We start from the raw sequence: 25,128 nt of genomic DNA, 5'->3' as shown, positions 1-25,128 counted from the left end.
CTCCGGTGACGCCAGACGAACCGACTACGCTGACTTGCGAACTCTCAGATACCACTCGGACAGCAGCCGCACCTGCTTCTCGGTGTAGCCCTTGGTGACCATGCGCGTGACGAAGCTTTCGTGCTTCTTCTTGTCCTCGGCCGAAGCCTTGGCGTTGAAGGAGATCACCGGCAGCAGCTCCTCGGTCGACGAGAACATCTTCTTCTCGATGACTTCACGCAGTTTTTCGTAGCTGGTCCACTTCGGGTTCTTGCCGCCGTGCTGGCTGCGCGCGCGCAATACGAAGTTGACGATCTCGTTGCGGAAGTCCTTCGGGTTGGCGATGCCGGCCGGCTTTTCGATCTTCTCCAGCTCGGTATTCAGCGAGGCACGGTCGAAGCTCTCGCCGGTTTCCGGATCGCGATAATCCTCGTTCTGGATCCAGTAATCGGCGAAGGTCACGTAGCGGTCGAAAATGTTCTGACCGTATTCCGAATACGATTCCAGATAAGCCGTCTGGATTTCCTTGCCGATGAACTCGGCGTAGCGCGTCGCCAGATAGCCCTTGATGAACTCCAGATAGCGCCGCTGGGTTTCGTCCGGCAGCTGCTCGCGCAGGATGCGCTGCTCCAAAACGTACATCAGGTGCACCGGATTGGCCGCGACCTCGGTCTGGTCATAGTTGAATACCGCGCTCAGCACCTTGTAGGCAAAGCGCGTGGACATGCCGGTCATGCCCTCGTCGATGCCGGCGTAGTCGCGGTATTCCTGGTAACTCTTCGCCGCCGGATCGGTGTCCTTCAGGCTCTCGCCGTCGTAGACGCGCATCTTCGAGAAGATGCTGGAATTCTCCGGCTCCTTCAGCCGCGTCAGCACCGAAAACTGCGCCATCATGTCGAGCATGCCGGGCGCGCAGGGCGCCGCCGACAACGAGCTGTTCTTCAGCAGCTTGCGGTAGATCTGTACCTCTTCCGACACCTGCAGGCAGTACGGCACCTTGACGATATAGACGCGGTCGAGGAAGGCTTCGTTGTGCTTGTTGTTGCGGAACGTGGTCCACTCGCTTTCGTTGCTGTGCGCCAGGATGATGCCGTTGAACGGGATCGCGCTGAAGCCCTCGGTGCCCTTGAAGTTGCCTTCCTGGGTCGCCGTCAGCAGCGGATGCAGCATCTTGATCGGCGCCTTGAACATCTCGACGAATTCGAGCAGGCCCTGGTTGGCTTGGCACAGGCCGCCGGAGTAGCTGTACGCGTCCGGATCGTCCTGGCTGAAGGCCTCCAGCTTGCGGATGTCGACTTTGCCGACCAGCGCGCTGATGTCCTGGTTGTTCTCGTCGCCGGGCTCGGTCTTGGCGATCGCGATCTGCTTGAGCACCGAAGGCTGCAGGCGTACCACGCGGAACTGCGAGACGTCGCCTTCGTATTCCTCAAGGCGCTTCAGCGCCCACGGCGAGGCGATGCCACTCAGGACTCTGCGGGGGATGCCGTACTCGGCCTCCAGCGTGGCGCCGTCACGCTCCGGCGAGAACAGGCCCAGCGGCGACTCGTTGATCGGCGAGCCCTTGATCGCATAGATCGGATAGGCCTCCATCAAGACTTTCAGACGTTCGGCGATGGACGACTTGCCGCCGCCGACCGGGCCGAGCAGGTACAGCACCTGTTTGCGCTCTTCCAGGCCCTGCGCGGCGTGCTTGAAGAAGGCGACGACCTGCGCGATCACCTCTTCCATGCCGAAGAATTCGCGGAACGCCGGGTAGCGGCGGATCACGCGATTGGAGAACAGGCGCGACAGGCGCTGATCGTTGCGCGTGTCGATGACCTCGGGTTCGCCGATGGCGGCGAGCATGCGTTCTGCGGGTGTCGCATAGGCCAGCGGGTCGTTCTTGCAAAGGGCCAGGTACTCTTCGAGCGACATTTCCTCGTCGCGGCCCTTCAGATACTGCTCACGAAAACGGTTCAGCAAACCCATGACCATTCCTCCACGTTGCCGACATCAATGCATTGATCGGAAGACCACCTAACACTACCGCCACAGCAGCTTTACACAAGCTTGCTTCGGCGTACGCATGAATTGGATGCAAACGCTGCGCTCGCGCTTGCTTGGACCGCGCCTGCGGTAGAAATTCCCCAACGAACGGCGCGAATTGCCTGCGCCTGGCCGAGAGCTTGGCTGCGAATCGTAAAGAGCGATGCCTGGAGTGCGTAAGACGGCGGCTGATGCAACGTCGCGGGCCGAAAGCAGGGTAAGCAATGCCGGGCGCCGGCTTGGTTGCCGGGGCGAACTCTGCTTGGTTGGCTGTATCAGCACGAACTCACTTTCGCAGGAAGCATGCCGTTGCGGGAATGCCACCCTCATGGTCTACACTCTGGAGCTGCCGGACGGTCGTGGTAAAGATGCATCCCGTCCATCCATCGGCGCAGCTCAAGGGCGCACCGCAATGACCAGTATCACCAGCAGTGTCGGCAAGACTTCCACCAGCGCGTCGGCCGCGTCCGCGCCGCTCAATCTCGCCGAGCCGGCTCAGCTGCGCGAGGAGTTGCAGCTGGCCGATCCCGCAGGGCTGTCGGCTCCGGCCGCCGATGCCGATCCGGCGCTGGTGCAGCAGGCCGACGACGTCGCCGCGCGCATCCTCAAGCTGGATCTCAACGACCAGGACGCGCAGGAGCAGACCAAGGCCGCGATCGAGTCCATGGGCATCGATCTGCAGAAGGACGCGGCGCGGCGCAGCGCGATGCTGAAGCAGCCGCTGACCCAGCTGATCAAGAGCGGCGAGGAGGGTGGCGCGGTGGCCAGCTCGCTGATCGACCTGAAGATGCAGGTCGAGGACCTGGATCCGGCGCGTCTGAATCTCGACGCCGGTTTTACGGCACGGCTGCTCGGTTACATTCCCGGCCTGGGTACGCCGCTGAAGCGCTACTTCTCGCGCTACGAGTCGGCGTCGACGACGATCGACGCGATCATGAAGTCGCTGCGCGCCGGCCAGGATCAGCTCAAGCGCGACAACGTCACGCTGACCGAGGACCAGAAGGCGATGCGCGCGCTGACCCACAAGCTGACGCGCGCGGTGCAGCTCGGCCAGCTGATCGATGCGCGGCTGCAGGGCGCGCTGGACACCGACATCGCCTCCGACGATCCGCGCCACCGCTTCGTCAGCGAGGAGCTGCTGTTCCCGCTACGCCAGCGCATCCAGGATCTGCAGCAGCAATTGCTGGTCAACCAGCAAGGCTTCCTGACCATGGAAATGGTCATCCGTAACAATAAAGAGCTGATTCGCGGCGTCAATCGCGCACTGAATGTCACGGTCAGCGCGCTGCAGGTCGCTGTTACATTGGCGCTGGCGCTGGCCAACCAGAAGATCGTGCTCGAAAAAGTGCAGGCGATCAGCGCCACCACCGAGAACCTGATCGCCGGCACCGCCGAGCGGCTGAAGACGCAAGGAGCGGAGATCCACAAGCAGGCCTCGGGCACCCAGCTGTCGATCGAGGTGCTGCGCAAGGCCTTCGCCGACGTGCGCGCGGCGCTCGACGATATTTCGCGCTACCGCCAGGAGGCGTTGCCGCGGATGGCGCAGAACATCGGCGAGATGGACCGCCTGGCCGCCGAGTCCGAGACCACGATCCGCCGCTTCGAGCACGCCGAGAAGGCGGCCAAGGATTTCAGCATCGAGATCACCGGCTGAGGCCAGGCCGGACTTCAGTCCGAGGGGGACCGGGACCGGCCGATTGGCAGGCCCCGTGCAAGGACTTCAGGCTCCAACAAGAACCGATCAGGGGGATGCAACATGCTCAAGGGATTCAATACGCGTTGGCTGTCGGCCGCCGCGCTGCTGGCGCTGGCCAGCCTCGCCGGCTGCGGCAAGAAGGAAGCACCGGCCACCGACGCACCGGCCGCTCCGGCCGCCGCCGCCGCGCCGGCCGAGAAGCCCAAGTTCGCGGTGGCCTGGTCGCACTACGTCGGCTGGGAGCCCTGGGGCTACGCCGAGCATGCCGGCATCCTGAAGAAATGGGCCGACAAGTACGGCATCGACATCTCGCTGACCCTGGTCAATGACTACGTCGAGTCGATCAACCTGTACACCGCCGGCAAGTTCGACGCCTGCGTGATGACCAACATGGACGCGCTGACGATCCCGGCGGTCGGCGGCGTCGACAGCCAGGCGGTCATCGTCGGCGACTTCAGCAACGGCAACGACGGCATCGTCGTCAAGAAGGCCGATTCGGTGAAGGCGCTCAAGGGCCGCAAGATCAACCTGGTCGAGCTGACCGTGTCGCACTACCTGCTGGCGCGCGCGCTGGACATGAACGGCATGAGCGAGAAGGACGTGACCCTGGTCAACACCAGTGACGCCGACATCGCCGCAGTGTTCACCTCCGACGCCAACGGCGCCGCGGTGACCTGGAACCCGCCGCTGGCCCAGGCCAAGCAGGCGCCCGGCGCCAAGCTGATCTTCGACTCCAGCTCGATTCCGGGCGAGATCATGGACCTGATGGTGGTCAAGAGCGCCGCGCCCGACAGCCTCAAGCTGGCGCTGACCGGCGCCTGGTACGAGGTCATGGGCATCATGACCGGCAGCGGCCCGGAGACCGACGCGGCGATCGACTACATGGCCAAGGCCTCCGGCGCTTCGGTCGAAGACTTCAAGAGCCAGCTCAAGACCACGGCGATGTTCTACAAGCCGGCCGACGCGGCCACGTTCGCGGCCTCGGCCGACGTCTCCAAGACCATGGACAAGGTCCGCCAGTTCTCGTTTTCCAAGGGACTGTTCGGCGAGGGCGCCACCAGTGTCGACGTCGTCGGCATCGGCTTCAACGACGGCAGCTCGCTGGGCAAGAGCGACAACCTCAAGCTGCACTTCACCGACAAGTACATGAAGATGGCGGCTGACGGGAAGCTGTGAAGTCGGGGATCGGAACCCCTCTCCCTCCGGGAGAGGGGCAGGGGTGAGGGCCTTCCAGTGGAGCAGCCAGTTCGGGTCTGGAAGTCCCTCATCCGCCCCTTGGGGGCACCTTCTCCCGAAGGGAGAAGGAATGAGGCCATGAAACGCCACCCCCACCTGTTCGGCCTGCACGCCAAACCCGGCCGTCGCTTGGCCTGGCTGCTGGCGCTGATTCCGTTCCTGCTGCTGATGCTGGCCTACGGCGTCGCCTCGCATCAGCGGCATCAGGACAATCCGGCCGACAAGGTCTTGCCCAGCGCCGGCCAGATGCTCGACGCGGCGCAGCGCATGGCGTTCGGCGTGGATGCGCGCAGCGGCAAGCGCCTGCTGTGGGCCGACACCGCGGCGAGCCTGCGGCGGCTGCTGATCGGCCTCGGGCTGGCGGCGCTGGTCGGCCTGCTGCTGGGGCTGAACATCGGCCTGTTCCCGGGCCTGTCCGCGGCCGGCATGCCGTTCGTGACCTTCCTGTCGATGGTGCCGCCGCTGGCGGTGCTGCCGATCCTGTTCATCTCGCTGGGCGTGGACGAGCTGTCCAAGATCGCGCTGATCTTCATCGGCATCGTGCCGGTGATCACGCGCGACATCGCCGCTCAGGTTTCGCAGATGCCGCGCGAGCAGATCACCAAGGCGCTGACCCTGGGCGCGACGCCGCTGCGGCTGGCCTACGGCATCGTGCTGCCGCAGCTGTGGCCGCGGCTGATCGCCTCGCTGCGATTGTCGCTGGGTGCGGCCTGGCTGTTCCTGATCGCGGCCGAGGCGATCGCCGCCGACTCCGGCCTCGGCTATCGCGTGTTCCTGATGCGCCGCTACCTGGCGATGGACGTGATCCTGCCCTACGTGCTGTGGATCACGCTGCTCGGTTTCGCGATGGACCTGGCGCTGCGCGGCGTGACTCGCTGGCGCTTCCCGTGGTACCCGGCGCTGCGCGCATGAGCGCAGCGAGCAGGGCCGGCTTCCTGCACATCGAGGACCTTTACAAGTCCTACGGTCCCAAGCGCGTGCTCGACAACGTCGACCTGTCGGTCGGCGAGGGCGAGCTGTGCACGCTGGTCGGGCCCAGCGGCTGCGGCAAGTCGACCCTGCTGCGGCAGATCCTCGGCGAGGAGTTCCCGGACGCCGGACGCGTCACCATCGAAGGTGTCGACGTCGGCCATCCCGATCCGCGCCGCGGCATCGTGTTCCAGCGCTATTCCAGCTATCCGCATTTGAGCGTGCTCGACAACGTCGTGCTCGGGCTGCGTCTGCAATGCAGTCCGCTGGCCTGGCTGGCGCGGCGCAAGGCGCTGCGTGAAGAGGCGTTGGACTACCTGCGCCGCGTGCGCCTGGCCGAGCATGCGGACAAGTATCCGCACCAGCTCAGCGGCGGCATGCAGCAGCGGGTCGCGATCGCGCAGGCGCTGATTCTGCGGCCGCGCGTGCTGCTGATGGACGAGCCTTTCGGCGCGCTCGATCCGGACACGCGCGAGCAGATGCAGCTGTTCCTGCTCGAGCTGTGGGAGCGCGAGCGCATGACGGTGTTCTTCGTCACCCACGATCTGGAGGAGGCGGTGTATCTGGGCACGCGCATCCTGGTGCTGTCGCAGTACTACCACGACCAGCGCGGCGAAGGTGCGGCCGTCAATCGCGGCGCCAAGATCATTGCCGACTACCAGTTGCCGCGCGCGGCAAACGCCACCGACGTCAAGCGCGATCCGGCTTTCGCCGAGCTGGTCGAACGCATCCGCCGCGAAGGCTTCGACCCGAGCGCACGTCGGCATGTGGCCGAGTTCAACTTGCAGCATCCGCATTCGTTCAGGACGCTGACGGCCGAAGAGAACGGCTGACGCTCAACCTCTAGGAGCGGACCCTGTCCGCGACTGTGCCCTTGAAGTACGAGTCGCGGACAGGGTCCGCTCCTACAGGAGCCGCTAGCGCTTCAGCGCCGCCGCAAATGTTCTCAGCCCGTGCCACAGCAACATCAACGACGCCATCGCGATCAGTCCGCCCCAGAACCAGTACGGCAGATACAGCGCCGCGGCGATCTGGCCGGTATCCGACGGGCCGACGCCAGCGGCGGTAACCGCGCTGCGCATGAACAGGTAATCGCTGCGCGAGAACACCGACAGCGCCAGCTGCACCGCCAGAAACACCACGCCGATCTGCGCGGCCAGCGGCGAGGCGCGCCGCGCCAGCAGGCCGAGCATCACGATCAGCAGGCCGATGAAGATCGCGCCGAACACGTTGCGCACCCAGATCAGCTCGACCGCCAGCAGCACCACCGCGGCGATGCCCAGCGCGCGCCGCGCCGACTGCGGATGACGCCCGGCCGCGAACAGCGCAGATGCCAGCAGCGACGGCCCGAGCAAGCCGCCGGCCGCGACCAGCGCATGGCCGATGCGGCCGAAATCGGCGATATACAGCGCGCGTCCGGAGGCATCCGGCCACACATAGAGCGCGACGAAGCGCCCGCCCAGCAGCAGCGCGCTCAGGCCGTGGCCGAGCTCGTGGACCACGGTGGAAATCAGGATCAGCGGCCAGGCCAGCAGCTGCGCATGCGGGATCAGGTACAGCGCCAGGGTCAGCGCGGTCGCCGCGAGCAGTGCCTGCAGCGGGCTGGTCTTGTGGTGGGGCTTGCGCGCGCGCGGGCGCGGCTTCAATCCAGCAGCCTCTGGCTTTCGAAGCTGTGCGGGTAGCGGTTCTTTTCGATCGCGTAATAGGCGCGCAGCAGATCGTCTTCGAGGCCGATTTTGCGTCGCGCCTCGGCCAGGCTCAGGCCGCGCAGCGCCTCGTAGTCGACCTTGTCCAGACGCTGCACGTCGGAGATGAAACCCAGGCGCACCGCGTCGCGGAACACGCGGATGTCTTCGTCGCTGAAGCGATAGGCGCGCGGATACAGGTACTGCGTGAAGAACGAGAACAGCCGCTCTTCCATCTGCCCGACCTGCTCGGTGCTGCCCATCGTGAAGCCGAGCACGAAGGCCTCGTCCTTGGGCAGCAGGCCGCGGCCGAGCAGGATGTGGATCTGGTCGTGGGCGCGCAGATCGGTGGCGCCGGAGAACAGATCGATGCCGGGGAAATCGTACTTGGGGTTTTCGACCAGCTGGATCAGGAACGGAATGTCGTCCTGGTTCAGGCCGAATTCCGACAGCCTGTCGTGCGCCGCGCCCAAAGTCGCCTCTCGCTCGGACAGCGGCACATGCCAGGCGCGCACCTTGTCGGCGATGCTCATTTGTTTTTCTTGCCCGCCTTGGCGTAATCGGGATGGCAATGGCAGCCGACGTAGTGGTCGTTGACCAGGCCCATCGCCTGCAGATAGGCATAGACGATGGTCGAGCCGACGAACTTGAAGCCGCGCTTCAGCAGCGCCTTGCTGATCGCGTCCGACAGCGCGGTCTTGGCCGGCACGTCGCCGGTCTTGCGCGGGCTGTTCAACAGCGGCTGGTCGTTCACATGCGCCCACAGCCAGTCGGAGAACGAGCCTTCTTGCTTGTTGAACGCGAGCATTGCCTTCGCATTGGTGCGCGTGGATTCGATCTTCAGCCGGTTGCGGACGATGCCGGGATTGGTCATCAGCTTTTCGATTCTGGCGTCGCTGTAACGCGCGATCCTGGCCACGTCCCAGTCGTCGAAAGCTTCGCGATAGTTTTCGCGCTTGCCCAGGATCGTGCTCCACGACAGGCCGGCCTGCGCGCCTTCCAGGATCAGGAACTCGAACAGCTTTTTCTCGTCACGGCAGGGCACGCCCCATTCGGTGTCGTGATAGTGCTTGTAAGCCTCTGAACCCAAGCACCAGGGGCATCGTTCAAGTTCTGTTTTCATTCACGAGCGTCAGGCGGGGTAGGCGGTGACCAGTCGCGGTTGCTTGGACGGCTCCGCAATCCAGACTGAGATAATGCAGGGATTGCGGCCATCCGGCGTGGTGATCGAGCAGGCGATTTCGTATTTCAGGCCATAATCGTTTAGCGCTTCGCTCTGCATTTGCTGCGTAATTCCGTGCTGCTGGAGCGCGTCCGCGAAGACAGACCAAGTCTGCTGATCGAAACCGAGCGCCTTGAAGAATCGCGCTTTCGATCCTCCTTGCGGATGATGGAGGTTAAGCAGGTAGTCCACTATTTTGTTCTGCTCGACCGTCAGCGGCACCAGATGTGCGATGCCGGGCATCAGCGTAGCCCTTCGCCCGGCAGCCGAAAGTCACTGCGCTTAAGCGTGACCACCGTCGCCCCGCCGCGCTCCAACGGGAATTCCACGGCGAACGCCGCGGCATCAGCGTAAATATGGACGATCGTGCCGAGGTCATCCGCATGCAGTCCATAATCGGGCAGCGAACGCGCGAGGCGCACGAGTGCGTGTTCGGTAGGAACCGTCGCGGGAGACAGGGCGGGGCCGAGCTTTGCGTCGATGCTGGCCCAGTCGCGGTCGGTCGTCATTACGAACCGGCAAAGGCCCTCGCTCAACTCGGCCCATACGCCGCCAATCAGCCTGTCGTCCTTCGCGCTTTCCCAGCGGTCCGCACCCTTGTACTCGACCGCCAGCAGGGCGCCACTAGGCAATCGGCAAAGGAAGTCCGGATAGAACCGCCCATCTGCTTTTTGCAGATAAAACGAGCTGGCCTCTTTGCGCACCAAATTGCGAACCCAGAAATCGATGCGTCCCCGCTCCGCCTGCTGATCGAGCCAGCAGGCGCATTGGAATTCCTCGCGGCTGTCGAAATCACCGATGCGGCCGTAGAAATGGCGCCGGAAAGCATAGACGCCGAAACGGTCGTCGTAATCGCGGCTCGGTGCATAGGCTTGTGCATGAAACTCGAACCAGTAGTCGCCGCCGACCGTCGCGCTCAAAGCCGGGTCGGCTTCGAACAGCAACTGCTGGTACGCGCGCCGTGCAGCCGCCAGGCGTAGTTCGCCGATGCGCCGTTCGAGAAGATTGCGGATCAGAAACTTCTGGCGATTGGCGCGTGCCAGGTCGTAGCCGTCACGCTGCAATAGCGCCCGCAGCCAGTGCGATACGAAGGCGCGTTTCGATGCGTGAGTGACCGACGCTTCCGGCAGATTGCGGCAGAACCACGTGGCCAAGCGTACCTCGTCCCAATGCTCGGGCTGGTAGGCGAACGATAGATCGCGTTGCAGGTCGGCGATGAAGCCGACCACCAGGCGGCCCTCGCTGCTGACATCGATCTGCCCGCCCGACGCGACCCGGTCGGCAAGGCCCAGAGCCGCAAGATCGCCGCTGCTGGGTGCGGCATCGTAGGGTGCCAGGTCGAAGGGATAGTCCAGTACTTCGGGATCGTCAAACAGCTGCAACTCGCCTTGCACTCGCACTGCCATCTGCGGGACTCGCAGACGCAGGCCGGCTTCGGCCGGCGTGCGGAAGAACTCGACGGCCCGGCGGCTGCTGTCCGAGGCCTGCACGATGGCGGCGCGTGCGGTCTCGCTGCTGACGGAGGCAGTCAGTGCGGCGGTATCGCTGTCGCTCAGCGGCTGTTTTATGGTCAGAGTGCTCTGGCTCTTGTTCCAATCGAGCTTGTCCCGTAGTGCCTTGGGCAATTCCCGCAGTGCCGGTGCCTCTGCCAGCGAAAACGTAATAGGCTTGACGATGACGCGACCGCGCTGCGGGTCCAGATCCAGCGGCGCCTGCTCCTGCCTGCCGGCCGAGACGAAGTCGCCGACTTCGCGGCGCTCGAACCCGGCGCCTTCCACCAGGCGATCGCGCAGGCTGCTGGCGGTATCGCCGAAGTCTCGCGACACCACGAACGCGTATGACTGATTCAATGCCTCGGTGTCGCGTGCCTTGGCCTGCGGCTGACGCAGCACGCGGCCCAGCAACTGCTCCACCGAGGTGGCCGATCGCAGCTCCGCCATGCTCACCAGAATGTAGGCCGAAGGGCAGTCCCAGCCTTCGGCCAGCGCCTGCTGGGTGATCACGTACTTCACCGGGCAGCGTTCGTCGGCGATGCCGGCCGGATAAAGCCGGTCGACTTCTTCCAGGCCGCGATCCTCACCAGTAGCGATGACGATTTCGTCCGCGGTGACGCCTTGATTTTGAATCAGCTCGTCGCGCACGCACTCCACATGCAGCGTGTCCAGATTGTGCCGCCGCGGCTGCGCCTGGATCAGCACGAGAGGCCGCAGATACGGAGCACCGGCGCGTCGCTCCAGCTCGGCCGCCGCTTGCAGCCGCTGCCGGCGGTCCAGCGCGATGGCCAGGCACTGCTGCCAGTCCGGCTCTGTTTCGAGCAGGATCGGCAGCTTGATCATCTGCTCGCCCTTGAGCTCGGCGGCAGAAACGCTGTGCAGCACATTGCTCGGTGTGCGTTGCGTATCCGGCGTCGCCGTCAGCTCCAGGATGCCGCTGGGCCGAAAGCGCGCCAGCGTCTCGAACGACAGATCGCTGCGGCTGTTGTGGGCCTCGTCGACGACCACGAACGGCCGGCGCAGCCGCAGCAGGTTGGCGAACGAATAAGGCGCCACGCCCGCGTCGTCACGCAGCAGTTCGCTGCGCTGCACGTCGCTGAGCCCGTCGAAGTGGTGCATCAGCGCGCCGCTGGATTCGTAGACCTTGCGGAGATCGATGTCGCCGACCTGGAACGCCTGCCGGGTGCAGACGATCACCGTGGTCGACGTATCTAGCGTCGCGCGGGTCACGCTCTTGGCCTCGTCCAAATCAAGCACCGTTACCGGCCCGGCTTCGCGCAGGGCAGCGTGGTAAGGATGCTCGCGATCACGCAGCGCCTTCAGTGTCTGGTCACGAATCGCCTTGGACGGAACCAGCCACAGGATCAGGCTGTGTTCGCTGCGCAGCAGATGCGTATTCACCAGCGCCACGCTGCGCGCTGCGAGCCAGGTCTTGCCGCCACCGGTCGGGATACGCAGGCAAAAATACGGCATGTCCGCCGGGAAGCCGTCGATCGGCCGATACGGCGAGCCCGTGCTCCATAGCGCTTCCGTGGTCAGCGTAAAGGCAACGCCTGGGCTGGAGTTGTGGCAGGCGCGGAAGTACCGCTCCACGCTGTCGAGCACGCTGCGCTGATAGGTCTTGGGCGCGAAGCTGGTCATGCGCTAAAGCTCCAGCTCATAAGGCGTTTGCTTGAACACGATGTTCTCGCGTGCCAGCCGCGGCGCGCCGAGCCGGCAGGCGGCGGCGTAGATCACCTTGGGGCCGTCGTGCGCGGGCAGCAGGTCCAGCACCGGGCCGGTCAGAACGTTGCCACCATCGACGGATCTGTCCTTGAGGATGCCGTTATACAGCAGGTAGATCGCGCGGCCCTTATGAACGCCGATCAGCGGCGTCATCGCGGCTTTCGGCCGCTTGCGCGACAGCGCGGGCGGGAGCGGATTCAGGCCGCTGCCGGTTTCGGCAAACCAGACGAACTCTGCCAGCTGGGCAAAGCGCACGTCTTCGCGTATCGAGCCGTCGGCAGCGAACAGCGGCTCGTCGGAGAGGCGGCAGAACTGGAAGCCGCCGCTGATGGCGGCGACCGCGTCGTCCTTAGCGTTGACATAGCCTTGCGCGACACGACGCACACGTTGGGCTGTAACGTTCTCCGCGATGTTCGGGTCCATCTCGATCATAATAAATCGGCGATTGCCTGCGTCTTTCGCATTTTGCTTAAGAACGGCATGTCCCGTGGTGCCTGAGCCTGCAAAAGAATCGAGGATTAGGGCGTCCTCCCCGGATGCGATTTCTAGAATTCTCTGGATCAGACGTGTCGGTTTGGGCGTAACAAAAACGTCGCCCGATGAAGCGAAATCACAAATCGAGACCAGCTCTTTTTTTGCTTCCTGAGTGTGGCCAACCTGATCGTAGAACCACATCGTCTGAGGGACGACGCCCTTCTTCACCTCGGAGAGGAATCGCTTCAACTGAGGAATTGCACCGCCATCTTTCCCCCACCAGATGCGATTTTCGGCGACCAATTTGTCAAAGCGTTCTCTCGAAACGCGCCAATACATTCCTTTCGGAGGCCCATCAATCACTCGGCCCGACGGGCAAACTATTGGATATGTTCCGAGACTGTAGTAGTTGCGCGCAGAAAGGTCGCTAGTTTTCCATGGGCCGCGGGCGTCGTTGTCCCGGTTCTTGTACGCGCCGTCCTGTTCTTCGCTTCTTGACACTAAATTGGGGCGCCATGTCTCTGCTTGTTTGGCGTAGATAACGATGTAGTCGTGGTCCTCGGACAAATGGCGCGCAGAGTTTTTGGGTGAATAGACCTTCTGCCAAATGGCTGTTGCCACAAAATTGGATGCTCCAAAAATCTCATCCATCAGCAGCCGCAATGCGGCCACCTCGTTGTCATCGATCGATATGAAGATCGCGCCGTCTTGCCGCAGAAACTGCTTCAGCAGCAGCAGGCGCGGATACATCATGCACAGCCAGCGGTCGTGTCGGTCTAGCGTCTCCCCTTCCTTGCCGACGACTTCGCCTAGCCATTTCCGGATTTCGGGGCTGTTGACGTTGTCGTTGTAGGCCCAGCCTTCGTTACCGGTGTTATAGGGAGGGTCGATGTAGATGCACTTCACCTGCCCGGCGTAGCGCGGCAGCAAGGCCTTCAGCGCATGCAGGTTGTCGCCCTGCACGATGAGGTTGCCGCTGTCCTCGCCGGCTTCGGCCGCGGGATCGATGCAGGACAGTTCGGGTACGGGCTCCAGCAGGCGGTAGGGAACGTCCTTGTGATGGCGAACGACGGCGTCCTTGCCGATCCAGTTGAGTGTCGGCATCAGCGCTTCAGTGCAAAGTTCAGCCGCTGGCCCAGCGGCTTGGGGCCGACGACGCCGTTCTGGTAGGCGACTTCGCCGTTGACCCAGGTGGTGTCGATGCGGATCGGGAAGGTCTGGCCTTCGAACGGCGACCAGCCGCACTTGTAGTACAGGTCCTGCTTGTCGACGCGCGTCGGCGTGTCGGTGTCGATCAGCGTCAGATCCGCCCAGTAGCCTTCACGAATGAAGCCGCGCTCGACCACGCCGAAACGCTGCGCGACCGCGTGGCTGGTCTTGCGCACCAGCGTATGCAGATCCAGCTCGCCTCGGCGCACCAGCTCGAACAGCGCCGGCAGTGCGTGCTGTACCAGCGGCAGGCCGGACGGCGCCTTGAAGTACGAGGGATTGGCCTTTTCTTCGGCGGTGTGCGGCGCGTGGTCGGTGGCGATCACGTCGATGCGGTCTTCCATCACCGCGGCGACCAGCGCGCGCCGGTCGGCCGCGGTCTTGATCGCCGGGTTGCACTTGATCAGCGTGCCGAGCGCGGCGTAGTCGCTCTCGTCGAAGAACAGATGGTGCACACAGGCTTCGACGGTGATCTGCTTGCCGAGCACCGGCCCGGGCGTGAAGAACTCCAGCTCGCGCGCGGTGGTCAGGTGCAGCACGTGCAGGCTGGTGCCATAGCGCTTGGCCAGGTCGGTGGACAGCTTGGTCGACAGCCAGCAGGCTTCTTCCGAGCGGATGCGCGGGTGCATGTAGGTCGGGATCGCATCGCCCCAGCGCGCGCGCGCCTCTTCCTCGTTGCGCTTGATCGTCGGCGTGTCTTCGCAGTGCGTGACCACCGGAATCTGCGCGTTGGCGAAGATCTGCTCCAGCACCTTGGGATCGTCGACCAGCATGTTGCCGGTGGAGGCACCCATGAAGATCTTGATCGCGCAGGACTCGCCCGGCTCGACGCGCGCAATTTCCTCGGCGTTGTCGTTGGCGGCGCCGAAATAGAACGCGTAGTTGGTGCGCGCGCGGCCCACCGCCAGCTGGTACTTCTCGGCGAGGCGCTCGCGCGTCGTCGTCGTCGGGTTGGTGTTGGGCATCTCCATCACGCTGGTGATGCCGCCGGCGGCGGCGGCCGAGGTCTCGGTGACCAGGTCACCCTTGTGGGTCAGGCCGGGTTCGCGGAAGTGCACCTGGTCGTCGATCATGCCGGGGATCAGCAGCTTGCCCTTGGCGTCGACGACGACGCCCTGGACGCCGGTGATGCTCGGCGCGATCTTCTCGATGCGGCCATTGCGCACCAGCACGTCGCCGTGGAATTCCTGGCCTTCGTTGACGATGCGGGCATTGGTGATCAGCACGGCGTTCTCGCAACAGTTCGGGGGCTGTCATCTTGCCCCGCGCGGGCCTTTAGGCCAAGCGCCGGGTCAGCGCAGCGTCAGCCAGCGGGGCGACCATGGAGATCAAATAAAAAGAAAGGATTTGCCGATGAGCACGCCACAGCGCCGCCACCCGGTCCGCATCACGCTGGCGGTAATCGCGCTGCTGATCCTGCTGCTGGTGCTGCTATGGGACTGGAACTGGTTCAAGCCGCTGGTCGAGCGCCAGGCCTCGGGCACGCTGGGGCGTCCGGTCACGCTGGAGCATTTCGATATCGACATGGGCTGGCATCCGCGGGTGATCGCCGATGGGCTCAAGGTGGCCAATCCCGAGGAATTCCCGGCCGGCAGCAAGCTCGGCAGCGTCGACCGGCTGGCGATCAGGATCAATCCCTGGGCCTGGTTCAAGGGCCGCCTCGTGCTCGACGACATCCTGATCGACAAGCCGCTCGGCGATCTCGGGCCGGGGCCGTCGGGCAAGCCGAACTATCTGTTCGACGCGCTGATGAACCAGGACCCGTCGCCCCAGGACGATCATCCGCTGGCTGTCGACATCGGCCGGCTGACGATCCACGACGGCAATATCCGGATCGTCGAGAAAACATACAAGGCGGATTTCACCGTCAAGATTCACACCCAGGAACGCAAGGACGGCAGCGAGCCGGACATCCACATCGACGCCGACGGCACTTACGCCAACGCGCCGATCACCGCGCGCTTCGTCGGCGGCTCGGTGCTGAGCCTGCGCGATCCGGCCAAGCCTTATCCGGTGGACCTGCGCGTCAAGAACGGCGATACCGAGGTGACCCTGGTCGGCACGCTCGTCGAGCCGATGACATTCGGCGGCGCCAATCTGAAGCTGGATTTCCGCGGCAACAACCTGGCCGACCTGTTCCCGCTGACCGGCGTGCCGCTGCCGCCGTCGCCGCCTTACCGCGTCAGCGGCAGGTTCGACTACGCCGACGGCCGCTTCCGCTTCAAGGATTTCACCGGTACTTACGGCCAGAGCGACATCGCCGGCAACGTCAGCGTGCTGCCGGCGCGCGATCAGCGCCGCAAGGTGACGATGGTCGCGCACTCGAACAAGGTGGTGTGGAGCGATCTGGCCGGCTTCATCGGCGCCACGCCGGGCGACAAGGACGCACCGAACGACAGCGCCGAACAGGAAGCGCAGCGCAAAAAACAGGCGGCAACCGGCAAGCTGCTGCCGGACACGCCGATCGCGCTGCCGCGCATTCGCGCCGCCGATCTCGACGTGACGTACAAGGTCGACAAGATCGAAAGCGACATCGCGCCGGTGGATAACCTCGAAGGCCATCTGGTGATGGAAGACGGCTTCATCAGCGTCAAGCCGCTGAAGCTCGGTGTCGGCAGCGGCAGTATTGCCGCCAACATCGAGCTCGACGGACGCAAGGATCTGATCCACACCACCGCCGACATCGATTTCCGCAAGCTCGACTTCGGCCACATCATGCAGAAAGTGTCGATCTTCCACGGCACCGGCGTGGTCGGCGGCAGCGCCCGGCTCGACGCGCGCGGCAACTCGCTGGCCGACATGCTGGCCGCAGGCAACGGCGATCTGAAGCTGTTCATGACCGGTGGCGACATCAGTGCGCTGCTGGTGAACCTGGCCGGCCTGGACCTGGGTAATTCGCTGGTCTCCGCGCTGGGACTGCCGAGCCGCGCCGAGCTGCGCTGCATGGTCGCCGACATGGAGCTCAGGGACGGCCAGGTCGGCACGCGCACCTTGCTCGCCGACACCACCGAGGCCAACATCATCGGTCACGGCACTATCGATCTGAAGCAGGAAAAAATCGCCTACCAGATCAAGACCGAGCCCAAGCGGCTCAACGTCGGCCGCCTCGGCGCGCCGATCAACATCAACGGCAAGCTGCGCAACCCCAGCATTCTTCCCGATCCGGGCGCGCTGGCCTTGCGCGGCGGCGCCGCGGCGATTCTGGGAACGCTACTGACGCCGCTGGCCGCGCTGATTCCGACGATCCAGCTCGGCCTGGGCGAAGACAACGACTGCGTCGCGCTGATTCACGGCTTGCAGGATCCGGCTGCCGAGAAGGCGCTGAAAACCGCACCGCCACCGCCGACCAAAGAGCAGAAAAAGCAGAAGTAGTCGCGACCCCTGTAGGAGCGGATCCTATCCGCGACTGTGCACTTGCAGCCTCAGTCGCGGATAGGATCCGCTCCTACAGAGCGTGGAAGGAGGCGCCCGAAGTCTCAACCCAGATCGCCCCACAAGGCCTGCATCGCCGAAAGCGCCGCGACGCCGGCGGTTTCGGTGCGCAGCACGCGCGGTCCCAGGCGCACGCTGCTGAAGCCGCAGCGCTCGCTGTGTGCAATCTCGGCGTCGCTCAGGCCGCCTTCCGGCCCGACCAGCAGGCAAGCCGACGTTTGTCGCGGAATGTCGCGGAAAGCGGCCGTCGCCGTCGGCGCCAGGCTCAGCTTCGAGCCCGTATCCAGAGGCTGCTCCAGCCAGCCGGCGAGCTTCAGCACCGGCAGCAGCCGCGGCACGCGCGTGCGGCCGCTCTGCTCGCAGGCGGCGATCACCACGCCCTGCCAATGCTCGATCTTCTTGTCCCAGCGCTCCGCATCGAGCTTGACCACACTGCGCTCGCTGATCAGCGGCTGGATCACCGACACGCCCAGCTCGACCGCCTTCTGCAGCGTGTAATCCATGCGGTCGCCCTTGGACACCGCCTGCGCCAGCATCAGCTGCAGCGCGGATTCGCGATCGACATCGGCATGGCTGTCGATCAGCACCGTCGCGTCGCGGCGATTGAGTTCCTTGAGCGTCGCCGCGTATTCACCGCCACGGCCGTTGAACAGCACCACGCGATCGCCGAGCCGCGCACGCAGCACCTGCACCCAGTGGCGGAAGGCGTCGTCGGGCAGTGCCAGCGACAGGCCGACGGCGAGATCGGCGTCGATATAGAGCCGCGTTGCCATCAGTCTCGCGTCGCGATGGCGATGCCTTCGATCGCGGTCTTGGTCATCAGCTCGACTTCCTTGCTTTCGATCGTGTACGGCGGCATCAGATAGACGACGTTGCCCAGCGGCCGCAGCAGCACGCCTTTCTCCAGGCCGTGCCGATAGACGCGCAGGCCGCGGCGCTCCTCGGCCGGGTAGGCGATCTTCTTGCCCGGATTCTTCATCAGCTCCACCGCCAGGATCATGCCTTGCTGCCGCACTTCGGCGACATGCGGATGGCTCAGCAGCTCGCTCATGCGCATCCACATCAAATGCCCGACTTCGCGATTGCGCGCCAGCCAGTTCTCGCTCTCGAAGATCTCCAGCGTCGCCAGCGCGGCGGCGCAGGCCAGCGGATTGCCGGTGTAGCTGTGCGAATGCAGGAAGGCCTTGTACGAGCCGTAATCGTCGTAAAACGCCTCGTAGACCGTGTTGGTCGTCATCACCGCCGCCAGCGGCAGGGTGCCACCGGTCAGGCCTTTGCTCAGGCACATGAAATCGCCGCGGATCGGCTGCGCGGATTCGCGGTCGAGCTTGGCCCAGTCGCTGGCCCAGAGCATGCCGGTGCGGCCGAAGCCGGTCGCGATTTCGTCGACGATCAGATGCACGCCGTGGCGCGTGCAGGCCTCGCGCAGCATCGTCAGATAGATCGGGTGATACATGCGCATGCCGCCGGCGCATTGCACCAGCGGCTCGACGATCACCGCCGCGGTCTCGTGTGCATGCTGTTCGAGCGCGAACTCCATGTGCGCGAACGCACGCCGCGAATGATCTTCCCAGCTGGTGCCGGCGCCGCGCTCGAAACAGTCCGGCGATTGTACGAACACCGGCTGCATCAGCAGCGGTTTGTACGAGTCGCGATACAGGCCGGTGTCGCCGACGGCGAGCGCACCGAGCGTTTCACCGTGATAACCGTTGCTCAGCGCGATGAAGCGCGTTTTCTGCGGCTTGCCGGTATTGCGCCAGTAGTGCGAACTCATTTTCAGCGCGACTTCGACGGCGGCGCTGCCGTTGTCGGCGTAGAAGCAGCGATCGAGCTGGGTCAGCTCGCAAAGTTTCTCGGCGAGCTTCACTGCCGGCTCGTGAGTGAAGCCGGCGAAGATCACGTGATCCAGGGTATCGAGCTGCTCCTTGAGCCGTTTCACGATGACCGGATGGCGATGACCGAAGATATTCGTCCACCAGGAGCTGACCGCGTCCAGGTAACGCTTGCCGTCGGTATCGGTCAGCCACACGCCTTCGGCGGACGCGATCGGCACCATCGGCAACCACTCGTGGTCCTTCATCTGCGTGCAGGGATGCCAGACGCTGGCGAGCGAGCGCTGTACCAGCTCGTTGTGTGTCTGAGCTTCGGTCTTCATGGACTCTCAAAGTCGGTATCGGCGAGCAGGGTCTCGTCGAAAGTCAGCAGCGGCGTCGCGCCGGCGGCGCGCGCGTGCTCGCGGATCAGGTAATCGGAAAAATCTCCGTGGCCACGGCTGTAGGCCAGCAGTGCCTGCGCGATCAGCGCCTCGTTTTCTATCACCAGCAGCGACGCCGACAGCAATTGCTTCAAGGCATTGGCCGCCTCGACATGCGTCAGCTTGTAGCTGCGCCTCAGCACCCACAGAGTTTCGACGATGACGATCTCGGCGATGAACACGCGCTGTCGTTTGCGCGTCGCCTGATCCAGCGCGGCCACGATTTTTTTGTGCTGCGCCGCATCGTCGCCAACGATCCAGCGCAGCAGCGCGTTGGTGTCGAGGGCTATCACTTCGCGCGTTTGCGCCGCGGCTTGGGCTCCGCGATGCCGATGCCCGCCATGCCGGAGCGGTTTGCCTCGTAGCCGATCGCCTCGTCCATCTCGGCCAGGCTCAACGGCTTTGCCGGCGCGTGATGCTTGAGCAAGCCGGCGAGCTGCGCGACCTCGTGGGTCTTGTTCATCGCCACGAGACGGAATCCGCCGGCACCGTCGTCCTCGAACGTCAGCCGATCGCCGGCGCGCAGGCCCAGCCGGCGGCGCACATTGGCGGGCAGGGTGAGTTGGCCTTTGCTGGTCAGCGTCGCAGTGTCCATGGGTTTCTCCGCTTCCTTACCTAGCGTAAGGCGAAGCTCGCGCGGACGCAACGCTACAGCGGCTTGATCAGCACCAGCGAATTGCGCCGCCAGTTGTAGAAGCGCTGGCGTTCGTCGGGCAGGTCTTCGACGGCGCCGGCGACGAAGCCGTGTTCGATGAACCAGTGCGGCGTGTGCGTGGTCAGCGCGAACAGCGAGGTCAGGCCGAGCCGGCGTGCCTCGGTTTCGACGCGCGCCAGCAGCTGCGCGGCGCGGCCGCCTTTCTGGTAGTCGGCGTGCACCGCGACACAGGCGAACTCGCCCATGCGGCCGTCGGGGAACGTGATCAGCGCGGCGCAGGCGATGACGAAATTGTCGCGCGACATCACGTAGAACTGGCCGATCTCCAGCTCCAGCTGTTCGCGCGAACGCGGCACCAGCACGCCGGAGGTTTCCAGCGGCTTGATCAGCGCGAGCACGCCGCCGACGTCGTCGATGGTCGCGGAGCGGATCGACTCGTCGTAGCCGGCGTCTGAGTACAGCATCAGCCCGGCGCCGTCGCGCGTGTACAGCTCGCGCAGCAGCGCGCCTTCGGTCTGCGCGCCGAGCAGATGTACGCGGCGCACGCCGCTGCGGGCGGCGGCGAGTGCGGCTTCCAGGTAACCGCGATCGGCCGCGTCGACGCGCGCTTCGGCGAGCAGGCGTTCGCCGTCGGCCAGCGACAGCTGGCCGGCGTCGCCGGTGTCGTCGGCGAGCTTCCACTCGTCCGGATCGCTGCCGGTAATGAAGATCAGCTTGTCGGCGCGGATCGCGGTGGCGACCGCGGTCGCGACATATTCCGAGCGCAGGTTGAAGATCTCGCCGGTCGGTGAATAGCCCACCGGTGACACCAGCGCGATGCGGTCGGCGTCGAGCTCGCGCACGATCGCCTCGGCATCGACGCGACGGATTTCGCCGGTGTGCTGAAAGTCGACGCCGCCGCGCACGCCGACCGGCTGCGCGGTGACCCAGTTGCCGCCGGCGACGCGCACCCGCGCGCCGCCCATCGGCGTGCTCGCCAGCGAGGTCGACAGCCTGGCCTCGATCTCCAGCCGCAGTGCGCCGACCGCGGCCTTGACGCATTCCAGCGCGGCGCGGTCGGTGACGCGCAGGCCGCCTTCGAAGCGCGGCGTCAGCCCCGCCTGCGCCAGATGCCGGTCGATCTGCGGCCGCGAGCCATGCACCAGCACCAGCTTCACGCCCAGGCTTTGCAGCAGCGCGACGTCGTAGATCAGCTTGTCGAAGTCGGGCAGCTCGGCGCTCTCGCCGCCGAACGCGAGCACGAACACGCGCTGGTTGTGCGCGTGCACATACGGGGCTGCCGAACGCAGCGAGGCGACGAAATCCGAGCTCATGGCGGCAATTATAGGGTCGCGGCCCGGCGCGGTGCTGGCGGCGTCTGGCGGGCTAAACCGGCAGCTTGATGCCGAAGCCGCGCTTGAGCTTGTCGCTGACTTCCGCTGCCGGCAGCGCCGGCGAAAAGTAATGGCCTTGCACTGCATCGCAGCCCAGCTCGATGAAGAACTGCAGCTGCTCGCGGGTTTCCAGGCCTTCGGTCACGGTCTTCATGCCGAGCGAGCGCGCCATCGCGATGATCGCGCGGGCGATCGACGCGGCCTCGGCATTGGTGGTGACGTCGACGGTGAAAGAGCGGTCGATCTTGATCTTGTCGATCGGGTAGCGCTTCAGATAGCCGAGGCTGGAATAGCCGGTGCCGAAGTCGTCGATCGCCATCGATACACCCATCGCCTTCAGCTCGCGCAGTTTCCCGATCACGCTGTCGGCGCTGCTGATCAGCGCGCTTTCGGTCAACTCCAGTTCCAGGCTGGTCGCGGGCAGGCCGGTTTCGGCGAGCACCGCGCGCACCAGCGCCGGCACCTCGTGCTGGTTGATCTGCCGCGCCGACAGGTTCACCGCGATGCTCAGGTCCTTGTGGCCGGCGTCGTGCCATTGCTTGAGCTGCGCGCAAGCGGTGCGCAGCACCCATTCGCCGATCGCGTGAATCAGGCCGGTGTCTTCGGCGATCGGGATGAAGCGCGCCGGCGAAATGTCGCCGCGCTGCGGATGCGGCCAGCGGATCAGCGCCTCGAAGCCGATGATGCGGCCGTCGCTGAGCGACACCTGCGGCTGGTAATGCAGCACGAACTGCTCGCGCTCGAGGGCCTCGCGCAAGGCCGCCTCCAGCAGCACGCGCTCGGCGGTCTGCTCGCTCATTTCGCGCGTGTAGAACTGCACGCCGTTGCGGCCCAGATGCTTGACCCGGTACATCGCCGCGTCGGCGTGCTTCAACAGCAGCTCGGCGCTGTCGCCATCCTGCGGATACAGGCTGATGCCGATGCTGGCGCTGACCTGCAGCTGCTGGCCGTCGACCGCGATCGGCCGCCCCAGCGCTGCCAGCAGTCGCTGCGCCAGCGCGCCGGCCTGGGCAGGGTCGGGCGCGTCCCACAGGATCACCGCGAACTCGTCGCCGCCGAGCCTCGCCACCGTATCGCCTTCGCGCAGTTCACCGGACAGCCGCCGGGTCACCACGCGCAGCAGCTCGTCACCGGCGGTGTGGCCGTAGTGATCGTTGACGTACTTGAACTGGTCCAGATCGAGAAACAGCACGGCGAGCTGGCGACCGGTGCGATGCGCCAGCGCCAGCGCCTGGGTCAGCCGGTCATTGAGCAGGTTGCGGTTCGGCAGGCCGGTGAGGCCATCGTGGTTGGCGAGGAAATCCAGGCGCTGCTCGTAGACGCGGCGCTCGGAAATGTCGGTGGCGACGCCGTCCAGACGCAGCGGCCGGCCGTGTTCGTCGCGCACCACGTGGATGCGATCCTCCAGCCAGCGCTGCTCGCCGTCGGGGCGCAGGATGCGGTATTGCAGCGTGGTCGCGCCTTGGCCGATCAGCTCGATCAGGCCGAGTTCGACGCGCTCGGCGTCGTCGGGATGCACCGAGCGGAACCAGAGTTTGCGGTCGGCCAGAAAGTCGGCCATCGGCCGGCCGTGGATGCGCTCGATCGCCGGGTTCACGTACAGCAGCTCGCGCGTGTCGGCCGTGGCCGACCAGACGATGTTGTCGATCGACTCGAGAATGCCGCTGAGTTTTTCCTGCGTGTCGTGCAGTTCGGCGACGCGCAGTTCCAGGCTGGCATTGGCGTCGGTGAGCTGGCTGCGCGCGGAGCGCAGACCTTCACGGGCGTGGCCGAGACCGACCGCGGCATTGCCGATTTCGCCCTGCAGCAGATTGAAGCTCACCGCCATTTCGCCGACTTCGTCGCGCGAATGGATGTGCACCGGCTCAACGTCGAAGCGCGCGTGGGCGGCGTCGAGATCGCCACGACCCAGCGCCGCCATCGCCCGTGAAAACTCCGCCATCGTGCCCTGCGCCAGCCGGCGCGCCGCGTCCGACAGCTCCTTGGCCGAATGCGCGACCATGCCGGGCAGCACCAGCGCGACGGTGATCGACAGCATCGCCACCGCGACGAAGATGTCGGCCAGGCCGGTCATCAGCGCCGATTCCTGTGGCGGGATATTGCTGACCGCCAGCAGGTAGCCGGCGCCGTCGAGCGACAGCACCACCAGCATCGCGCCGGTGAGCTTGAACTGCAGCGCGAACTGCAGGCCGGGCAGGCCCTGGGCGCGGCGATCGCTGATGCTGCGCCAGGCGTACAGCGCCGAGCCGGCGTACGCGAAGACCACGCCGACGACCACGGTCGGCAGGCCGAACTGCTCGAAGCCGAGCAGCGCCGAAATCGCCCAGGCCGCGGCGGCGGCGAGGCCGAGCTGGATCGCGATGTCCGGCGCGCGATAAGGCCGCAGCGCCGTCGGCTGGTCCCTGCGCAACAGCCACACCGCGACGCTCGGCAGCGAGATGCCGATCAGGTAGGTGAAGTTGGCGGCGGCGATCAGCCAGATCGGGTCGCCGATCAGCAGAAACAGGATCGCCATCGCGGCGGTCAGCAGGGTCGCGGCCCAGGGCGAATCGGTGCGCGTGCGCCGCGCCAGGAAGCGCGGCAGCAGGCCGTCTTCGGACAGTTGCATCAGCGTGCGCGAGGCGCCGGCCAGCGGCTGCATCGTGCCCGAAAACATGCTGAACACCATGAACCAGATCGCCGCCGCCTTGCCGGCGTTGCCGAAGATCGGCGCGAAGGTCGGCCCCAGCACCAGGGCCAGATCCTGGCCCAGCGGCGCCGGGCCGAGCACGCCGAGCCAGACCAGCGGCAGCAGCACGAAGTACATCGTCGCCAGCAGGCCGCTGGCGAACATCGCGCGCGGCACGTTGCGGTTGGGGTCGATGGTTTCGCCGACGTGGCAGGCCGCGGCCTCGAAAGCCGGCGCCGCGAAACCGACCAGGTACAGGCCGGCCATCAGGCTGGTGAGTTCGCCGAACCAGCCGGGGAAGGGCACCGTCAGCTCGAAGTGCGTGGCCTGGCGCCAGTCGACGTCGCCCGCCAGGATCGGCCCGACGCCGGACAAAAACGCCATCGCCGCGGACGTGGTCGCGATCGGCACCGCCATGCGCCCGACCCATTTGACGCCGGCCAGATTGACGCCGGTGAACAGCAGCACCAGGCCGACCGCCATCGCGTTGACCGGGATGCCGGGCAGATACCAGTGATGCACCGCCGAGGCGGCCAGAATCGCGGTCAGGCCGCAGGTTGGAATCCAGCCCCACCAGTAGCAGACACCGGTGAGGTTGGCGAGCACCGGCGAATACGGACGGAACGCTTCCGCGCAGCTCGCCGAGATGCCGCCGACGCGGTTCGGGAACATCAGGATCAGCTCGGTCCAGCCCGGCGCCGCGGCCCAGGCCAGCAGCAGGCCGGCGATCAGCAGCGGCACCGCGGCGCTGCCCTGGCCGCTGATCTCGCCCTGGCCGGCGAACATCGCCGCCATGATGAACAGGCTCTGGTTGCTGCCGCCCATCGCCAGCGCCGTGGTGCCGTACCAGCCCAGCGTTCGCGGGTGCGCCCGCGGCGGCGCTTCTGCAGTCTGGGCCAGGTTCAAGCAGCGCTCACTCCGGCGTTGCCCATCGACTCAAGGGGGAGGGCGGCGCCCGTCGCCGCGTGTTCCGTACGATATTCCAGCCATCGGCATCTGCACAGGCAATGATGGCTTTTTGCCACAGCGGCGT

The 25,128-nt window shown here is 65.3% G+C and carries 19 protein-coding genes; 5 read left to right on the top strand and 14 right to left on the bottom strand.

Features of this window, described 5'->3' with window-relative positions:
• Positions 1-24: 24 nt before the first annotated feature.
• Complete coding sequence (locus ACQZF9_RS17490; protein WP_428310241.1) at positions 25-1,947, bottom strand: PrkA family serine protein kinase; 1,923 nt, start codon at positions 1,945-1,947, stop codon at positions 25-27.
• Positions 1,948-2,416: 469 nt separating this feature from the next.
• On the opposite strand from ACQZF9_RS17490, the gene ACQZF9_RS17485 reads away from it, so the two are divergent.
• The 4 genes from ACQZF9_RS17485 to ACQZF9_RS17470 all read left to right on the top strand — a co-directional run bounded on the left by ACQZF9_RS17485 (position 2,417) and on the right by ACQZF9_RS17470 (position 6,738).
• Positions 2,417-3,658, top strand: coding sequence for a toxic anion resistance protein (locus ACQZF9_RS17485; RefSeq protein ID WP_428310240.1), 1,242 nt, complete (start codon positions 2,417-2,419; stop codon positions 3,656-3,658).
• 102 nt (positions 3,659-3,760) lie between these two features.
• Positions 3,761-4,876, top strand: coding sequence for a putative urea ABC transporter substrate-binding protein (locus ACQZF9_RS17480; RefSeq protein WP_428310239.1), 1,116 nt, complete (start codon positions 3,761-3,763; stop codon positions 4,874-4,876).
• Positions 4,877-5,014: 138 nt separating this feature from the next.
• Entirely contained in the window at positions 5,015-5,848 is an 834-nt protein-coding gene (locus tag ACQZF9_RS17475) for an ABC transporter permease (protein ID WP_428310238.1), read from the top strand.
• Entirely contained in the window at positions 5,845-6,738 is an 894-nt protein-coding gene (locus ACQZF9_RS17470; protein WP_428310237.1) for an ABC transporter ATP-binding protein, read from the top strand. The genes ACQZF9_RS17475 and ACQZF9_RS17470 overlap by 4 nt, the downstream gene beginning before the upstream one ends.
• A gap of 84 nt (positions 6,739-6,822) precedes the next feature.
• Here the strand turns inward: ACQZF9_RS17470 and ACQZF9_RS17465 are convergent, their stop codons facing one another.
• The 7 genes from ACQZF9_RS17465 to ACQZF9_RS17435 are packed head-to-tail and all read right to left on the bottom strand — an operon-like array spanning position 6,823 to position 14,939.
• Positions 6,823-7,551 carry a M50 family metallopeptidase gene (locus ACQZF9_RS17465; protein WP_428310236.1) on the bottom strand — a complete coding sequence of 243 codons (729 nt, stop codon included), beginning with the start codon at positions 7,549-7,551 and terminating at the stop codon, positions 6,823-6,825.
• The gene (locus tag ACQZF9_RS17460) at positions 7,548-8,123 is read right to left on the bottom strand and encodes a hypothetical protein (RefSeq protein WP_428310235.1); all 576 of its coding nucleotides are present in this window, start codon (positions 8,121-8,123) and stop codon (positions 7,548-7,550) included. The genes ACQZF9_RS17465 and ACQZF9_RS17460 overlap by 4 nt, the downstream gene beginning before the upstream one ends.
• Positions 8,120-8,713: a DNA-3-methyladenine glycosylase I gene (locus ACQZF9_RS17455; RefSeq protein WP_428310234.1), complete on the bottom strand. Its 594-nt coding sequence runs from the start codon at positions 8,711-8,713 to the stop codon at positions 8,120-8,122. The genes ACQZF9_RS17460 and ACQZF9_RS17455 overlap by 4 nt, the downstream gene beginning before the upstream one ends.
• 9 nt (positions 8,714-8,722) lie before the next feature.
• A complete protein-coding gene (locus tag ACQZF9_RS17450) occupies positions 8,723-9,055 on the bottom strand; it encodes a DUF6883 domain-containing protein (RefSeq protein ID WP_428310233.1) in 333 nt (110 codons plus the stop codon).
• The gene (locus ACQZF9_RS17445; protein WP_428310232.1) at positions 9,055-11,946 is read right to left on the bottom strand and encodes a DEAD/DEAH box helicase family protein; all 2,892 of its coding nucleotides are present in this window, start codon (positions 11,944-11,946) and stop codon (positions 9,055-9,057) included. Before ACQZF9_RS17445 ends, ACQZF9_RS17450 begins: the two co-directional genes overlap by 1 nt.
• Positions 11,947-11,949: 3 nt before the next feature.
• Positions 11,950-13,608, bottom strand: a complete 1,659-nt coding sequence (locus ACQZF9_RS17440; RefSeq protein ID WP_428310231.1) for a site-specific DNA-methyltransferase — start codon at positions 13,606-13,608, stop codon at positions 11,950-11,952.
• On the bottom strand, positions 13,608-14,939 hold the full coding sequence (locus ACQZF9_RS17435) for a dihydroorotase (RefSeq protein ID WP_428310230.1): 1,332 nt from the start codon (positions 14,937-14,939) through the stop codon (positions 13,608-13,610). Before ACQZF9_RS17435 ends, ACQZF9_RS17440 begins: the two co-directional genes overlap by 1 nt.
• A 127-nt stretch (positions 14,940-15,066) precedes the next feature.
• Between ACQZF9_RS17435 and ACQZF9_RS17430 the strand changes: the two genes are divergently transcribed.
• Positions 15,067-17,085: an AsmA family protein gene (locus ACQZF9_RS17430; protein WP_428310229.1), complete on the top strand. Its 2,019-nt coding sequence runs from the start codon at positions 15,067-15,069 to the stop codon at positions 17,083-17,085.
• Positions 17,086-17,189: 104 nt separating this feature from the next.
• Here the strand turns inward: ACQZF9_RS17430 and ACQZF9_RS17425 are convergent, their stop codons facing one another.
• Genes ACQZF9_RS17425 through ACQZF9_RS17400 form a run of 6 tightly spaced genes read right to left on the bottom strand, consistent with a single transcriptional unit; the run spans position 17,190 to position 25,001 of the window.
• Positions 17,190-17,918, bottom strand: coding sequence for a 16S rRNA (uracil(1498)-N(3))-methyltransferase (locus ACQZF9_RS17425; protein WP_428310228.1), 729 nt, complete (start codon positions 17,916-17,918; stop codon positions 17,190-17,192).
• The gene (locus ACQZF9_RS17420) at positions 17,918-19,300 is read right to left on the bottom strand and encodes an adenosylmethionine--8-amino-7-oxononanoate transaminase (RefSeq protein WP_428310227.1); all 1,383 of its coding nucleotides are present in this window, start codon (positions 19,298-19,300) and stop codon (positions 17,918-17,920) included. Before ACQZF9_RS17420 ends, ACQZF9_RS17425 begins: the two co-directional genes overlap by 1 nt.
• A complete protein-coding gene (locus tag ACQZF9_RS17415; RefSeq protein WP_428310226.1) occupies positions 19,297-19,692 on the bottom strand; it encodes a PIN domain-containing protein in 396 nt (131 codons plus the stop codon). The genes ACQZF9_RS17420 and ACQZF9_RS17415 overlap by 4 nt, the downstream gene beginning before the upstream one ends.
• The gene (locus ACQZF9_RS17410) at positions 19,689-19,994 is read right to left on the bottom strand and encodes an AbrB/MazE/SpoVT family DNA-binding domain-containing protein (RefSeq protein ID WP_428310225.1); all 306 of its coding nucleotides are present in this window, start codon (positions 19,992-19,994) and stop codon (positions 19,689-19,691) included. The genes ACQZF9_RS17415 and ACQZF9_RS17410 overlap by 4 nt, the downstream gene beginning before the upstream one ends.
• Before the next feature lie 53 nt (positions 19,995-20,047).
• A complete protein-coding gene (gene argA, locus ACQZF9_RS17405) occupies positions 20,048-21,367 on the bottom strand; it encodes an amino-acid N-acetyltransferase (protein ID WP_428310224.1) in 1,320 nt (439 codons plus the stop codon).
• Positions 21,368-21,419: 52 nt separating this feature from the next.
• Positions 21,420-25,001: an amino acid permease gene (locus tag ACQZF9_RS17400; RefSeq protein WP_428310223.1), complete on the bottom strand. Its 3,582-nt coding sequence runs from the start codon at positions 24,999-25,001 to the stop codon at positions 21,420-21,422.
• Positions 25,002-25,128 lie beyond the last annotated feature (127 nt).

The organism is Hydrocarboniphaga sp. (genome assembly GCF_965279055.1).
In the GTDB taxonomy this organism is placed as follows: domain Bacteria; phylum Pseudomonadota; class Gammaproteobacteria; order Nevskiales; family Nevskiaceae; genus Hydrocarboniphaga.
The sequence above is the reverse complement of the archived record's forward strand: the minus strand, read 5'-3'. Positions and strand labels throughout refer to the sequence as shown.